The organism is Novosphingobium sp. (assembly GCF_040079535.1).
In the GTDB taxonomy this organism is placed as follows: domain Bacteria; phylum Pseudomonadota; class Alphaproteobacteria; order Sphingomonadales; family Sphingomonadaceae; genus Novosphingobium.
This window is the reverse complement of the sequence record NZ_JBEBKB010000046.1, coordinates 1-14,545: the sequence shown is the minus strand read 5'-3', so window position 1 is coordinate 14,545 and position 14,545 is coordinate 1. Positions and strand designations below refer to the sequence as shown.

At 61.4% G+C, this 14,545-nt stretch carries 14 protein-coding genes; 10 read left to right on the top strand and 4 right to left on the bottom strand.

All coding sequences use genetic code 11. The annotated features are described in order from the left end of the window. A partial coding sequence (locus tag ABL914_RS12275) for a DUF2332 domain-containing protein (protein ID WP_391563473.1) occupies nt 1–1,047 on the bottom strand: 1,047 nt, incomplete at its 3' end. 104 nt (nt 1,048–1,151) lie between these two features. Between ABL914_RS12275 and hisG the strand changes: the two genes are divergently transcribed. The 9 genes from hisG (at nt 1,152) to ABL914_RS12230 (ending at nt 10,795) form a co-directional block, all read left to right on the top strand. After that, nucleotides 1,152–1,808, top strand: coding sequence for an ATP phosphoribosyltransferase (gene hisG / locus ABL914_RS12270; protein WP_391563472.1), 657 nt, complete (start codon nt 1,152–1,154; stop codon nt 1,806–1,808). Then, the gene (gene hisD, locus ABL914_RS12265; protein ID WP_391563471.1) at nt 1,808–3,100 is read left to right on the top strand and encodes a histidinol dehydrogenase; all 1,293 of its coding nucleotides are present in this window, start codon (nt 1,808–1,810) and stop codon (nt 3,098–3,100) included. Before hisG ends, hisD begins: the two co-directional genes overlap by 1 nt. Continuing rightward, the gene (gene nusB / locus ABL914_RS12260) at nt 3,097–3,546 is read left to right on the top strand and encodes a transcription antitermination factor NusB (protein ID WP_391563470.1); all 450 of its coding nucleotides are present in this window, start codon (nt 3,097–3,099) and stop codon (nt 3,544–3,546) included. Before hisD ends, nusB begins: the two co-directional genes overlap by 4 nt. A 55-nt stretch (nt 3,547–3,601) precedes the next feature. After that, nucleotides 3,602–4,480, top strand: a complete 879-nt coding sequence (gene thiL, locus ABL914_RS12255) for a thiamine-phosphate kinase (RefSeq protein ID WP_391563469.1) — start codon at nt 3,602–3,604, stop codon at nt 4,478–4,480. 118 nt (nt 4,481–4,598) lie between these two features. Then, nucleotides 4,599–6,695 (top strand): sodium-translocating pyrophosphatase, encoded by a 2,097-nt coding sequence (locus ABL914_RS12250; RefSeq protein WP_391563468.1) that lies wholly within the window; start codon nt 4,599–4,601, stop codon nt 6,693–6,695. Nucleotides 6,696–6,940: 245 nt separating this feature from the next. After that, nucleotides 6,941–8,107, top strand: coding sequence for a GNAT family N-acetyltransferase (locus ABL914_RS12245; protein ID WP_391563467.1), 1,167 nt, complete (start codon nt 6,941–6,943; stop codon nt 8,105–8,107). A 44-nt stretch (nt 8,108–8,151) separates the two neighbouring features. Then, on the top strand, nt 8,152–9,048 hold the full coding sequence (locus ABL914_RS12240) for an acyl-CoA thioesterase (RefSeq protein ID WP_391563466.1): 897 nt from the start codon (nt 8,152–8,154) through the stop codon (nt 9,046–9,048). Between the two features lie 16 nt (nt 9,049–9,064). Further along, complete coding sequence (locus tag ABL914_RS12235) at nt 9,065–10,246, top strand: serine hydrolase domain-containing protein (RefSeq protein ID WP_391563465.1); 1,182 nt, start codon at nt 9,065–9,067, stop codon at nt 10,244–10,246. Between the two features lie 3 nt (nt 10,247–10,249). Beyond that, complete coding sequence (locus tag ABL914_RS12230; protein ID WP_391563464.1) at nt 10,250–10,795, top strand: hypothetical protein; 546 nt, start codon at nt 10,250–10,252, stop codon at nt 10,793–10,795. Here ABL914_RS12230 and ABL914_RS12225 read toward each other — a convergent pair. Genes ABL914_RS12225 through uvrC form a run of 3 tightly spaced genes read right to left on the bottom strand, consistent with a single transcriptional unit; the run spans nt 10,792 to nt 14,084 of the window. Further along, complete coding sequence (locus tag ABL914_RS12225; RefSeq protein WP_391563463.1) at nt 10,792–11,625, bottom strand: TIGR00266 family protein; 834 nt, start codon at nt 11,623–11,625, stop codon at nt 10,792–10,794. The two genes, ABL914_RS12230 and ABL914_RS12225, sit on opposite strands and share 4 nt — an antisense overlap. Nucleotides 11,626–11,671: 46 nt before the next feature. Then, nucleotides 11,672–12,106 carry a hypothetical protein gene (locus ABL914_RS12220; RefSeq protein WP_391563462.1) on the bottom strand — a complete coding sequence of 145 codons (435 nt, stop codon included), beginning with the start codon at nt 12,104–12,106 and terminating at the stop codon, nt 11,672–11,674. 43 nt (nt 12,107–12,149) lie between these two features. After that, on the bottom strand, nt 12,150–14,084 hold the full coding sequence (gene uvrC, locus ABL914_RS12215; protein ID WP_391563461.1) for an excinuclease ABC subunit UvrC: 1,935 nt from the start codon (nt 14,082–14,084) through the stop codon (nt 12,150–12,152). Nucleotides 14,085–14,223: 139 nt separating this feature from the next. Between uvrC and ABL914_RS12210 the strand changes: the two genes are divergently transcribed. Continuing rightward, nucleotides 14,224–14,545, top strand: a 322-nt coding sequence (locus ABL914_RS12210; RefSeq protein WP_391563460.1) for a wax ester/triacylglycerol synthase domain-containing protein, incomplete at its 3' end; no start/stop codon positions are given.

Here is a 14,545-nt window from a genome sequence, read left to right as displayed (position 1 = left end):
GCCCTGTTCGCCGCCCGGCCAATAACGCACCACCATCTCGTGGATGTGAAGCACCCGGTTGGCCTCCAGCGCCACCCAGGCCAGCGGGCGTTCTGGTGTCGCCTTGGCCCCAGCAGCTTCCATAGCCGCGGTTACCCGCGCCTGCTGGTCTTGCGGGACATATTGCCAGACGATCGAATGCATCAGCATCCGGGTTGTCCCGGCCGCTTGCGGCTTGGCCAGCTCTGCCTCGACGAAATCCGCAGCGTTCATGTGAACAAGGTCAGGTGCCTGCCGCTTCGCTTCAGCAATCGCGGCTTCCATCCGCTCAAACCGAACAGTGTGTTCAGGCCAGATATAGGCCATCAGTCGCGCCGCCTGATCGGGATCAGTCAGATCAACCGGCGCAACATCGCAGCCCTTGGTTGATGCAATTTCAATCGGGTGCACCGGCGGCGGATCGCCCTGCCATTCGGGCTTGAACTGCATTGCTCCAGGGTTTGGGCCAACCTGCACACCGCCCAGATCATAGTGATAGCGATCAAGCATCAGGTTGATGCCTGCGCTTGATCCAAGCTCAAGACATTGGAACCGTGCCGGCAATCCCTTTTCAGCAAGCCACAGCATTGCGGCGATGAAATTGCTTGAACGCCCTGCTTCGTTGGTTTGCGGCGGCCCATCCAGCCATGGCAGCAATAGAGCTTCGTGCTTAAGCAGCGCGGCAGAAATAACCGCTATGTCGTCAATCCCAGGGTCATTTTCATAGATCGGCCCAAGTGCAGGCTCTATGCCCTTAAGGTGCAGCGAATGCATGCCGCCGGCCAACCGCAGCGGCAAGGCATCGGCCAGCGGTGCGCCAAGCCAGGCCCGCACCCGATCAAGCACCGCGCCGCTTGCATCCCGTTCGATCAAATCGCGCAAAGCCGCACAAATCCGCGCTGTAACTTCCGCGCCGGACGCTGTGCAATAGGCGACCTGGTTGTCAAAAGCCGCGGCTACGATCCCCGGGCCGCTAGCGCCAATATCGATGAACTGGTACTTACCCGCCAAGGCCGTGTTTCCCGTCATTTGTTGCAGACGCGAAATTGTTGCTCCTTTTTGTTGCATCGCACAAGCGGGAATCACCGGCATTCCTTGCCCTTTCCAGCAGTGCACCGTAAGGGCCGCACGCTATGGCAAAAAGGCTTACATTCGCCGTTCCCAAGGGCCGCATCCTCGATGAAGCGCTGCCGCTGATGGCGCGCGCCGGGGTGGTTCCCGAGGCTGGTTTTCACGACAAGGCAAACCGCGCGCTGTCCTTCGATTGCAGTGCTGACGATATGCGGATCATCCGGGTACGGGCATTCGATGTCGCAACTTTTGTCGCCCATGGAGCGGCGCAAGTCGGGATCGTTGGTTCCGACGTGGTTGAGGAATTTGCCTATTCGGACCTCTATGCGCCGGTCGATCTCGACATCGGGCACTGCCGGCTTTCGGTGGCAGAGCCGGCCGGCCGGACCGCAGAAACCGGACACGCCAGCCATTTGCGGGTGGCCAGCAAGTACCCCAATCTAACCCGCCGCCATTTTGAGGCGCAAGGCATACAGGCCGAGGTCGTCAAGCTCAACGGCGCAATGGAGCTGGCCCCTGGGCTTGGGCTGGCCAGCCGGATTGTCGATCTGGTTTCCTCTGGCCAGACGCTGAAAGACAACGGCTTGGTTGAAACCGACACGATTCTGCAAATTTCCGCACGCCTGATCGTCAACCGCGCGGCGCTTAAAACCGATGAACGCGTGGCCGCACTGGTTGAGCGGTTTCGGGCGCTGGCCAGCCAAGCGAAAGCCGCCTGATGCAGCGCCTTAACACCCGCGATCCCAAATTTCGGCAAGCCTTTGACCGGCTTGTCGCAGATCGGCGCGAAAACGATGAGAACATCTCACGCGATGTCCAGGTGATCCTGTCAGATGTGCGGGGTCGGGGGGATGTTGCCCTGGCCGAGATGACTTCGCGGTGGGATGGATATGCGCTGTCAAACGACGCCGATTGGTACGTAGGCAAAGATGAATGCCGCGAGGCGTTTGATGCACTCAAGCCGGATTTGCGCGCTGCACTGGAACTTGCCGCCCAGCGGATCCGCGCGTTTCACGAAAAGCAGATACCCCGAGATAGTGACCAGACCGACGAACTAGGCGTACGGATGGGGGCCAAGTGGCGGCCGGTTGATGCCGCCGGGCTCTATGTCCCGGGCGGCCGCGCGGCCTACCCCTCTTCGCTGCTGATGAATGCCATCCCTGCCAAGGTTGCCGGAGTGGAACGTCTGGTGGTGGTGACCCCAACTCCAAAGGGTGTGATCAACCCCCTGGTGATGGCCGCGGCGCATCTGGCCGGGGTGGATGAGATCTGGCGCGTTGGCGGAGCGCAAGCGGTGGCGGCGCTGGCCTATGGCACGCAGCGGATCAATCCGGTCGATGTGATTACCGGCCCTGGCAATTCTTGGGTGGCCGAAGCCAAGCGCCAGCTGTTTGGAGTGGTCGGGATCGATATGGTCGCTGGCCCATCCGAAATCCTGGTGATCGCCGATGGCCAGAATGACCCGGATTGGACCGCGGCCGATCTGCTAAGCCAGGCCGAACACGATCCCGCAGCGCAAGCGATCCTGATCACCGACGATCCGCTGTTTGCCGATACCGTGGCAGACCGGATTGGCGTGGAACTGGCGATGCTGCCCAGCGCGCGGGTTGCCACTGAAAGCTGGAACACCCACGGTGTCATCATCGAGGTTGGCAGCATGGCCGAAGTCCCCGCGCTGGCCAATGCGCTGGCGGCAGAACACGTCCAGATTGCAACCGACAATCCCGAAAAGCTGTTCAAGCAGATCCGCCACGCCGGTTCGGTCTTTCTGGGCCGGATGACACCCGAAGCTGTCGGTGATTATATTGCCGGCCCCAACCACGTTCTGCCCACCGGACGGCGCTCGCGGTTTTCCTCGGGACTGTCGGTGCTCGACTTCATGAAACGGACCACCTTTATTGAACTGGACGAAGCCGCGCTGAAGGCAATTGGCCCCGCGGCCATTGAACTGGCCGAAGCCGAAGGGCTACAGGCACATGCACGCTCGATCGAAGTAAGGCTGGGAATATGACCAAGAACGCGCGCAGCAAAAGCCGCACTGCCGCCCGCCTTGCCGCGGTCCAGGCGCTCTATCAGTATGCGATGGAGGGCACCGCCCTGCCCCGCCTGCTTGACGAATTTCATCGCCACCGGCTGGGTGCAGAGATTGAGGGCGATCAGTATCTGGCAGCCGAGCAGGACTTTTTCGACGGAATCGTTGAAGGCGTAATCGCCCGGTATGAAGAAATCGACGAGCTTCTGGCCGCCAGACTATCCGAAACATGGTCGATTGAGCGGCTTGACCGGACCATGCTGCAAATCCTGCGCGCCGGCGTCTGGGAACTTCTCGCCCGCGCCGATGTGCCCACCCCATCGATCATCAGCGAATATGTCGACGTGGCCCACGCCTTCTTCGAAAAGCGCGAGGCGAAATTCGCCAATGCCGTGCTGGACGCCGTGGCGAAAGAGGTGCGGTGACCCAAGACCCTCTCCATTTTTGGCGACTGCCACTAATGGAGAGGATCATGATCGAATGACCGCCGAATCCGCCTTCATCGCTAGCTTGCGCGCCATTGCCACGCATCCCGCCGCGCGCGATCTCGCCGACGATTGCGCGGTGCTGCAGGTTGGCGCTGAAACCCTGATCATCACCCATGATGCGATGGCAGAGGGTGTTCATTTCCTGCCCGGCCAGGATCCGGCCGATGTCGCGTGGAAGCTGGTGGCCTCCAATCTTTCCGATCTGGCCGCCAAAGGTGCGCGCCCGCTGGGTGTGTTGCTGGGATACCAGTTGAGCGAAGACGACGCGCGCTTTGCCGAAGGGCTGCGTGCGGTTCTGAGCCATTATGATGTGCCGCTGCTGGGCGGCGATACGATCGCGGCCAATGGCGCGCAGGTGCTGGGGCTGACTGCGCTGGGGCTGGCAACGCACCGCCCGGTGCCATCGCGCAGCGGGGCCCGGCCGGGCGACACGCTGTGGCTTACCGGCCCGATTGGCGCTGCGATGCTGGGGCTTGAAGCCTTGCAGGAAGATCCAGCTGCCATTGCCGAAGCCAGCCTGGCTTATCGCCGCCCACAAGCGCTGCTGGCCGAAGGGCAGCAATTGGCTCCGCTGGTCACGGCCATGATGGATATATCGGACGGTCTGCTGCTTGATGCCATGCGAATGGCGGCAGCATCTGATGTAACCCTTGCAATCGAACGCGCCGCTGTGCCGATCGCCGTGCCCGAGCCACGCCGCGATCAGGCGCTGCGCTGGGGCGATGATTACCAGTTGCTGTTCACCTTGCCCGCTGGCGTCCACCCGCCCTGCCAGGCCCAGCAAATCGGGATGGTCCAGCAGGCCGGATTACATCCCTTGGTGCTGGATGGCACCGCACCCACCGGGCGGCTTGGCTACGAACACGGCTGACAGCGCGGGAAAAGCCACTTTCCAGCGTTGCATTGCCCGAAATCCTGCCTATAGCGAGGCCCGTTCGCCCCGTGCGCGGGGCTTTCGCTATGGACAACCAAAAGAGGGGGAGCGTCCGGTGAATCTCGTAACAATCTCGATATTACTGGGACTATTGGCCGTGGTTTACGGCTTCGTCACCAGCCGCCAGGTGCTTAGCGCCTCGGCCGGCAATGAAAAGATGCAGGAAATTGCTGCTGCTATCCAGGAAGGCGCACAGGCCTATCTGGGCCGACAGTATCGCACCATCGCCATTGTTGGCGCTGTGGTTGCCTTGTTGGTCGCATGGTTCCTTGGTCCGATTTCGGCCGCCGGGTTCCTGCTGGGCGCAGTGCTTTCGGGCGCAACCGGGTTCATCGGGATGAATATCTCGGTCCGCTCGAACGTCCGCACCGCCGCTGCGGCACAGGTCGGCCTGCAAGAAGGGTTGACCCTGGCATTCCGCGCTGGCGCGATCACTGGCATGCTGGTGGCGGGCCTTGCGCTGCTCGCGATTGCGGGCTTTTTCTGGTATCTGACCGGCCCCGCCGGGCATACTGTGGGCGGATCTGACCGCACCGTGGTTGATGGCCTGGTGGCCTTGGCATTCGGCGCTTCGCTGATTTCCATCTTCGCGCGCCTTGGCGGCGGGATCTTCACCAAGGCTGCTGACGTCGGCGCTGACCTTGTCGGCAAGGTCGAAGCCGGTATCCCCGAAGACGATCCACGCAACCCTGCCGTGATTGCCGATAACGTTGGAGACAACGTTGGCGATTGCGCCGGGATGGCGGCCGATCTGTTCGAAACCTATGTCGTCACCATCGGTGCGACCATGGTGCTGACCGCGCTGCTGCTGAAAGGCGCAGACAACCTGATGGCCTTGATGAGCCTGCCGCTGCTGATCGGCGGCGTCTGCATCATCACCTCGATCATCGGCACCTATTTTGTCCGCCTTGGTAGCGGCAAGAACATCATGGGTGCGATGTACAAGGGCTTTCTGGTTACCGCCGTGCTCTCGGTTCCCGCCATCTGGTGGGCGATCAGCTATGCATTGGGCGGCGATATGGAAGCCGCAATTGCCGGGCAGGCCTATAACGGCCGGACCCTGTTCTATTGCGGGCTGCTTGGCCTGGTCATCACCGGTCTGATCATCTGGATTACCGAGTATTACACCGGGACCAACTATCGTCCGGTCCGCTCGATCGCCAAGGCTTCGGAAACCGGCCACGGCACCAACGTGATCCAGGGTCTGGCGATTTCGCTTGAATCGACTGCCCTGCCAACCCTGGTAATTGTTGCCGGGATCATCATCGCGCACCAGCTGGCCGGCCTTATCGGAATTGCCTATGCGGCAACCGCGATGCTGGCGCTGGCCGGGATGGTTGTGGCGCTCGATGCCTACGGCCCCGTTACCGACAATGCCGGCGGGATCGCCGAAATGGCCGGGCTTGACGACGACGTGCGCGCCAAGACCGACGCGCTCGATGCAGTGGGCAACACCACCAAGGCTGTTACCAAGGGTTATGCCATCGGTTCAGCCGGCCTTGCCGCGCTGGTGCTGTTCGCGGCCTATACCAACGATCTGAAAGAGTTCTTCCCGAACCTGACGGTCAACTTCAGCCTTGAAAATCCCTATGTCATCGTCGGGCTGCTGCTCGGCGCGCTGCTCCCGTACCTGTTCGGTGCGATGGGCATGACGGCGGTGGGCCGCGCGGCTGGCGAAGTGGTCAAGGACGTTCGCGATCAGTTCAAGAACAACCCCGGCATCATGACCTATGAAAGCAAGCCCGATTATGCCCGCACCGTCGATCTGGTGACCAAGGCAGCGATCAAGGAAATGATCATTCCTTCGCTGCTGCCGGTTGCCGCGCCGATCGTGGTGTACTTTGCAATCACCGCCGTAGCGGGCCAGGCCAATGGCTTTGCCGCGCTGGGCGCATTGCTGCTGGGCGTGATCGTTGGCGGGCTGTTCGTTGCCATCTCGATGACCTCGGGCGGCGGCGCATGGGATAATGCCAAGAAGTACATCGAAGACGGCAACCACGGCGGCAAGGGCAGCGATGCCCACAAGGCCGCAGTGACCGGCGATACCGTGGGCGATCCCTACAAGGATACCGCGGGTCCGGCCGTTAACCCGATGATCAAGATCACCAACATCGTGGCACTGTTGCTGCTGGCCGCACTGGCCGCGCACTAACTTTCCACAATTGCGGTGAAATCGAAACCCCGCTCGGCGCCTTTGATCCCTTTGCGGGGGCAGGCCGGGCGGGGTTTTCGTTGACCTTCCCGCAGCGCAGTTCAAGGCGGCCTATATCACTGGCGACAGCGATAAACCGGTCGGTTGAAACCTGCTTGATAATTGGCGCGCGTTAGCCATTCCTTGGCTTTTGCGCGCTAATCCCTTCCCCGGCAGAGCTTGTTCTGCCGGCGGAAGGAGCAGAGGTGGCAAGCACGGCGCTGGCACCGGACAATCGATCTCTTCGCACGTCCGCTGCAGGCGTGGCGGGCGGGTTTGTCATGCGTTCGGCCGGCTGGACCAGCTTTGAAGCGCCCGAAACGCGCCTAGCCTGGGATGCCCTGGCAAGCTGTGTAAGCGAACCCAATCCGTTCCACGAAAGCTGGTACTTGTTGCCCGCATTGCGCGCGCTTGATCCGGCCGGGACAGTCAAACTGCTGAAATTCGAAGCCGGCGGCGATCTCGCCGGGATCCTGCCGGTCCGAGCAGAGAACCGCTATTACCGCTGGCCGATCCCGCAACTCACCAGCTGGATCCACGGCAACTGCTTTCTGGGTCACCCGCTGGTTGCACGCGGATTGGAAGAACCGTTCTGGCGCAGCTTGCTGGCTTGGGCCGATCAGAACACCGGCCAGGCGCTGTTCCTCCATCTGGCGCATATGCCGCTGCAGGGGCCGCTCTATCAGGCTTTGCAAAAGGTTCTGGCCGAACAAGGCCGCCTTGGCGCATTGGTCCACCGCGAAGAACGCGCCATGCTGGCCGCAGGGGCGACGCCTGAAAACTATTTCGAAGCCAGCCTATCGGGCAAGAAGCGCAAGGAGCTGCGCCGCCAGTTCGCGCGGCTTTCAGAACTGGGCGAAGTGCGGTTTGAGCGCCGCCATGACGATGCCCAGCTGGCGCAATGGATCGAGCACTTTCTGGCGCTTGAGCATTCAGGCTGGAAAGGCGCACAAGGCTCTGCCCTTGCATCGCACCAGGCAACCACGCAGATGTTCAAGGAAGCCTTGTCCGGCGCGGCTGCGCAGAGCCGGCTGGAACGCCTGACCCTTACGCTGAACGCTGAGCCGATCGCCATGCTGGCCACATTCCTGACCCCGCCCGGCGGCTATTCCTACAAGACCGCATTTGACGAACGCTATTCGCGCTATTCCCCCGGTGTGCTGCTTCAGCGCGAAAACCTTGAGGTGCTGGCCAGGCCCGAAATTGCCTGGATCGATAGCTGCGCGGCGGCCGATCACCCGATGATCGACCACATCTGGCGCGAACGCCGCCCGGTGGGGCGTCTGTCCATCGCGATCGGCGGGAAATTGCGCCGGGCGCTGTTTGCCCGGCTGGTCCGGGCTGAACTTGGCCGCAATCCGGCGGGAATCTGACCCGCCCATTGACGCGTCCCAAATCGCAACGCAAAGCCGCTGCGATGGAGAACGAACGCACCCCCGAACAGCTTGTTGCCGGGCTGATCAAATTGCTTGAGCCCAAGCCGAATGGCGACGACCATTTCACCGGCCGCAAAAAGCGCGGCGGGGTGGGCCGGGTGTTTGGTGGACAGGTGATTGCGCAGGCGCTGCTGGCCGCCGAAACGACAGTCGATGCCGATCGGCCAGCCCATTCGCTCCATGCCTATTTTCTGCGCGGCGGAGCTGAGGATTTCGAGATTGAATACGAGGTTGCGCGCGATTTCGATGGCGGCAGCTTTTCAAACCGCCGGGTGGTTGCCAGCCAGCAAGGCCGCCCGATCCTGAACCTGACCGCCAGCTTTCAGCGCCAGCAGGACGGCCTGCACCATGTTGATGCCGAAATGCCCGATGTGCCGCCGCCCGAAGATCTGGAATCCGAAACCGCCGTTCGCCGCCGCTTTGCCGAAACCGCCCGGCCCGAAGCGCGGCACCATTTCCTGGCTGAACGACCGGTGGAAATGCGCGCGGTTGAAGGGCGGCACTGGACCAATCCGAAACCGGCCCCGCCGCGCAGCCATTCATGGTTCAAGGCTGTGGCGCCCCTGCCCGATGATCCGCGCATCCACCGCGCAGTACTGGCTTTCACCAGCGATATGACCCTGCTGGGCACTTGCGCCCTGCCGCACGGCCTGTCGTGGGCGCGCGGCGAAGTGATGAGCGCCAGCCTGGATCACGCGGTCTGGTTCCATGAACACTTTCGCGCCGACGAGTGGCTGCTCTATGCTACCGACAGCCCGTGGAGCGGCGGCGGGCGCGGCTATAACCGTGGCCGTATTTTCACCCGCGACGGCCGCCTTGTGGCCAGCGTCGCGCAGGAAGGCATGATCCGCAAGGTTGTGCCAAAGGTTCAAGATTGAAGCAGGAGCAATAGGCATGGCGATACGCAAGCGCACAATCGCACTCGGTGCTGCGGCGGCCTTAATGGTCGGTGGCGGCGGCTGGTATGCCAGCCTGGACAAGGAAACCCGTGGCCTGATCGCAGCAATGCCGACTGACCGTGATGTGTTGACGTGGAAGCTGGATCAGCGCGATGCCGCATTCAGGGCGATGGACCGGCTGCCGGTACTGGCAAAGGCCAATACCTTTGCAGCGGCCCCTGCCCCAACTGCGCTGCCAGCCGGAAAGCCGCTCGAAATGCCTGGTTTTGCCGATTACGCCGCCAAGCAGCGATTGGCCGGAATAGTCATTATTCAGGACGGCAAGGTCCGGTTCGAACATTATGGCCTGGGTTTTGACGCCAAAGGCCGCTGGACCAGTTTTTCGGTCGCCAAGTCGTTCACCTCAACGCTGGTCGGTGCGGCGATCAGGGACGGCAAGATCAAGAGCCTTGAGGACAAGGTCAGCCGCTACATCCCGGATCTGCGCGGGTCGGCCTATGACGATGTTTCGGTCCGTCAGCTGTTGATGATGAGTTCGGGCGTCCAGTGGAACGAGGATTACGAAGATCCGAATGCCGATGTTGCCAAATTCAACAACGCTGAACCGGAACCGGAGGTGGATGCCACCGTAAGCTATTTGCGCAAACTGCCGCGCGCCCACCCGCCGGGCACTGTGTGGCATTACAACACCGGCGAAACCAACCTGATCGGGGTGCTGGTGTCTTCAGCCGTGGGCAAACCGCTGTCTGAATACATGGAAGAAAAGATCTGGAAACCAGCCGGGATGGAGCAGCAAGGCACCTGGCTGCTAGGCCAGACCGGGCATGAAATTGCCGGCTGCTGCATTCAGGCCGCCACCCGCGATTACGCCCGCTTTGGCCAGTTCGTATTGGGCGGAGCAAACGGCCTCGTGCCGGACGGCTGGTTCGCGCAGGCCACGGTCAAACAGAAGTTTTATGGCGAGCCCGGCCGGGGCTATGGCTTTCAGTGGTGGACCTATGACGATGGCAGCTTCGCCGCGCAGGGGATCTTCGGCCAAGGCATCTTCATCGATCCCAAACGCAAATTGGTGATCGCCAGCAACGCCAACTGGACCCGCGCGACCGAAGGGCCAGAAGGTGAATGGCGCGAGGCGTTTTACAAGCAGGTGCAGGCGTTGATCGACGCTGGGGGCTGATCGATGGACGATCTCGAGTTTATCTTTTCGCTGTTTGGCCTGTTGCTGGGTCTGGCGCTGGCCGAAGCGCTGGCGGGTTTGGCACGGGCACTCAAATCAAAACACCGGGTGAAGATTGGCTGGCCAACGGCTTTGCTGGGGCTTCTGGTTTCGAGCGATGTCGTCACCTTCTGGATGTTCGGGTGGCAATTGCGCGAGGGGCTAAAGGTAAGCTGGCCGCTGATGTTCGCAGGCTTCATTGTCACTGGAATCTACTATGTCAGCGCGGCGCTGATCTTTCCGGATGATGAAGGTGAGGATTTTGACGCTCACTTCGAACGCGTGCGGCGATTGGTCCTGGGCGGGGTTGTGCTTTGCAATGCAGCTTTGTTTGCATTCACGGTAAGTCTGATCGGGGTTGAACCGCTGGTAAACCTGCGCGCAGCAATCATATCCTGGTCGCTGTTTCCAGTGGCAATCACGGCGGCGCTGATAAAGGACCGCCGGATTGTCATTGCCTGCCTGATATGGCTGATCACGCTCTACCCGCTGTCGGTGGTTTGGGCCTAATCCCCGTCGAGCAAATTGCCCAGCATCCCAAGTGCCGAGCCTTCTCCGCGGTTCCCTCCTGGGCCGCCGGGCATTGCGGCCTGCAACATCCGCCCGGCCAGCCGCGCAAACGGCAGTGACTGGATCCAGACCTTGCCCGGCCCGCGCAGGCGCGCAAAAAACAGGCCTTCGCCGCCGAACAGCATCGATTTGACCCCGCCCACGGTCTGAATCTCAAATTGAACGTCTGCGGTCATCGCCGCGATACAGCCGGTATCGACATGCAATTCCTCACCCGGCTTCAGCTCGCGCTCTACAATCGTGCCGCCCATTTGCACGAACACCCAGCCATCGCCCGACAGGCGCTGCATGATGAAGCCTTCACCGCCGAACAGCCCGGTCAGGATCTTGCGCTGAAAGTGGATGCCAATTTCCACGCCCTTGGCAGCGGCCAGGAAACTGTCTTTCTGGCAGATCAGTGTGCCGCCCACCGTATCAAGCTTGATTGGCAGGATCGCACCGGGCACCGGCGCGCTGAACGCAACCCTGGCCTTGCCTGATCCGGTGTGGGTATAGACCGTGGTGAACAAGCTTTCGCCCGTTACCAATCGCTTGCCTGCGCCCAGCAGCTTGCCCATGAAGCCGCCTTCCGCCCCGCGCCCATCACCAAATACGGTGCTCATGGAAACGGCGGCATCTTTCCAGACCATCGCCCCGGCCTCGGCCACCGCGCTTTCGCCGGGATCAAGTTCGATCTCCAGGAATTGCAGTTCCTGGCCCTTAATCTCAAAGTCGATATCGTCAGCCACACCGGCGCTGCGGCTGTGCTGGTTCCAGGGATTCTCAGTCATTTGGGCGCTCCTTCTCGAAATCGACTGGCGCTTTGCAGCAACCATTTCAAAGGCAATCGCCCCAAGTCGGCTCGCCTGGGCGCGAAACGAACTGGTCAACGCCCGCCTCCTGCACCTTGATGTCTTGTTTTTTCATGGCGTCGTAAAACATCACGTGATTTTCTGACTTGCAGACTGCTTCGGCTGGCTCATCGGTTGCAGCTTGCTTGCGCTTGAACTCCACCAGATCCTGCGCGGTCCAGGTCGAATTGGCGAGCATGAATGCATCATACTTGTCAACGATCCGGGCAATCCCGGCCTGAAACTCCGGATCCTGCCCAGCCCGGCATTTTTGCCCAACCGTTTCAACCAGACTGTAGATCGCCAGTGCACAAAGAGTGCCTTGACCGGGCGGTGGCTGGATTGCGGCAGTCGGATTATCGCCAAATCCGGTCAAGATAAACGCTGCACCAAGCAAGGTTGCACATTTGAGTTTGGTCATGGGTTCCATATTTCATCGCACACTCTGTTTGGCAATCGCCCAGTTAGCCGCCGGGATGATAGAAATCATAGACGGTCTGCGCCACCGCCGTGCTGACACCGGGCGCGCGTTGCAGGTCTTCAAGGGCGGCGGCGCGCACCCCGCCCGCAGTGCCGAAATGCAGCAGAAGCGCGCGTTTGCGGGCTGGGCCGATGCCGGGCACTTCATCCAGCGGTGAAGCGCTGATGGCCCGGCTGCGCTTGTCGCGGTGCGCGCCGATTGCAAAACGGTGAACCTCATCACGCAGCCGCTGGAAATGGAACAAAATCGGCGAGTTTTCGGGCAGCATCCGTTCCTGCCCATCTGGAAAATGGAACACTTCGCGCCCATCGCGGCCATGGTGCGGGCCTTTTGCCACCCCAATCAGCGGCACGTCTTCTATCCCCATTTCCTCCAGCGTATCGCGCGCCGCGCTCAGCTGGCCCTTGCCGCCGTCGATCAGCACCAGATCGGGCCACGTGCCGCCATCCCGGTCGGGGTCTTCCTCAGCCGCGCGGGCAAAGCGGCGCCCAAATACCTCGCGCATCATCGCGAAATCGTCGTTGGTCTGGGCCTGTTTGATATTCCATTTGCGGTACTGGCCCTTGATGAAGCCTTCGGGGCCCGCCACCACCATCGCGCCCAGCGCATGCGCGCCCTGGACGTGGCTGTTATCATAGATTTCGACCCGCCGGGGCGGCTCGGCCAGGCCAAGGAATTCGGTCATCTCGCGCCAGATCCGCGCCTTGGCCCCGCTTTCGGCCTGGCGCCGTTCCAGTGCTTCAACTGCATTGCGGCTGGCCTGTTCCATCAACCGCCGACGATCTCCGCGCTGGGGCACCGAAATCTCAACCTTGCCGCCAGCCGGGCCGGCCAGCGCCTCTGCCAAAAGCGCGGCCTCGGGGAGATCGCGATCAACCAGGATCAGCCGGGGCGGCGGCACTTCTTCATAGAACTGCGCCAGAAACGCCGTCAGCACCTCGGCTTCGTCCAGCCCGTCGGTATGGCTGGGGAAGAATGCCCGGTGGCCCCAGTTCTGCCCGCCGCGGATGAAGAATGCCTGGACGCCAAACTGGCCATTGCGGCTGGCGATGGCGAACACATCGGCGCTGCCAACGCCTTCGGCATTAACCGCCTGGCTGCCCTGAATGAACGTGGCGGCGCGCAACCGATCACGCAGCATCGCGGCGCGTTCAAAATCCAGCGCAGCGGCCGCTTCCTCCATCTGGCTGTTCAATTTTGCCTGAACCGCGCCGGATCGTCCGCCCAGAAAATCCTTCGCTTCGTCCACCAGTTCAGCATAGCCTGCACTATCGATCCGCCCGACACACGGGGCCGAACAGCGCTTGATCTGATAGAGCAGACAAGGCCGATCACGCCGAGAGAAAAAGCTGTCACTGCAACTTCTTAGCAAGAACAGCTTCTGCAATGCATTAATCGTGGTGTTAACCGATCCGGCGCTGGCGAAGGGGCCGTAATAGTTGCCTTTGGCCCGCCTCGCTCCGCGGTGCTTCGTGATCCTGGGGAAATCATGATCGGCCCGCAGCAGAATGAACGGAAAGCTTTTGTCATCGCGCAGAAGCACATTGTAGGGGGGGCGGTAGCGCTTGATCAGCTGTGCTTCCAGCAACAGCGCCTCGGCTTCGGAATTTGTGGTGACGATCGTCATCGCCCGGGTCTGGCTGACCATCCGCTGCAACCGCAGCGCCAAACGATCAACCTGGGTATAGTTCGCCACGCGATTGCGCAGCGCCTTCGCCTTGCCAACATACAGCACATCGCCGCGCGCATCGAGCATCCGGTACACGCCTGGCCGGGGCTTAAGCGTCGCCAGAACCTCGCGGATTGCGGCCACTCCGCCTTCCAGATCAGGCTGACTGCCCTTGACCACATAGGTCGCGCGATCTTCGTTGAAGCGCTCAGCGGCGTTGGGCGTATCGGGGCGGCCGGATTTGGTCATTGGGATGGGAATACCGGGCCAAAGGCCTTGGCGAAAGGTGCTTGTTGACGCCCATCCCCGGTGTGTTACGCTGCACCGCACAAAGACCCGGCACACCGGGCTGATGGAGGAGACGCGGCGCTTGCGGCAATTGCAGGGAATGGATGCATCGTTTGTGGCGCTGGAAACGCGCACATCACCGATGCACATTGGATCGCTCCTGATTTACAATCCGGAAACCGCGCCCGGCGGATTTGTCCGTTACAAGGATATCCTGCGCTTTTTCGAAAGCCGGATGCAACTTTCCAAGACCATGCGGCAAAAGCTGGTGCGCGTCCCATTTGACCTCGATTACCCTTATTGGGTTGAGGACAAGGATTTCGATCTGGAATACCACGTCCGCCACATTGCCTTGCCCCGGCCCGGCGATTGGCGCCAACTGTGCATCCAGGCCGCGCGGATCTTTGCCCGCCCGCTCGATC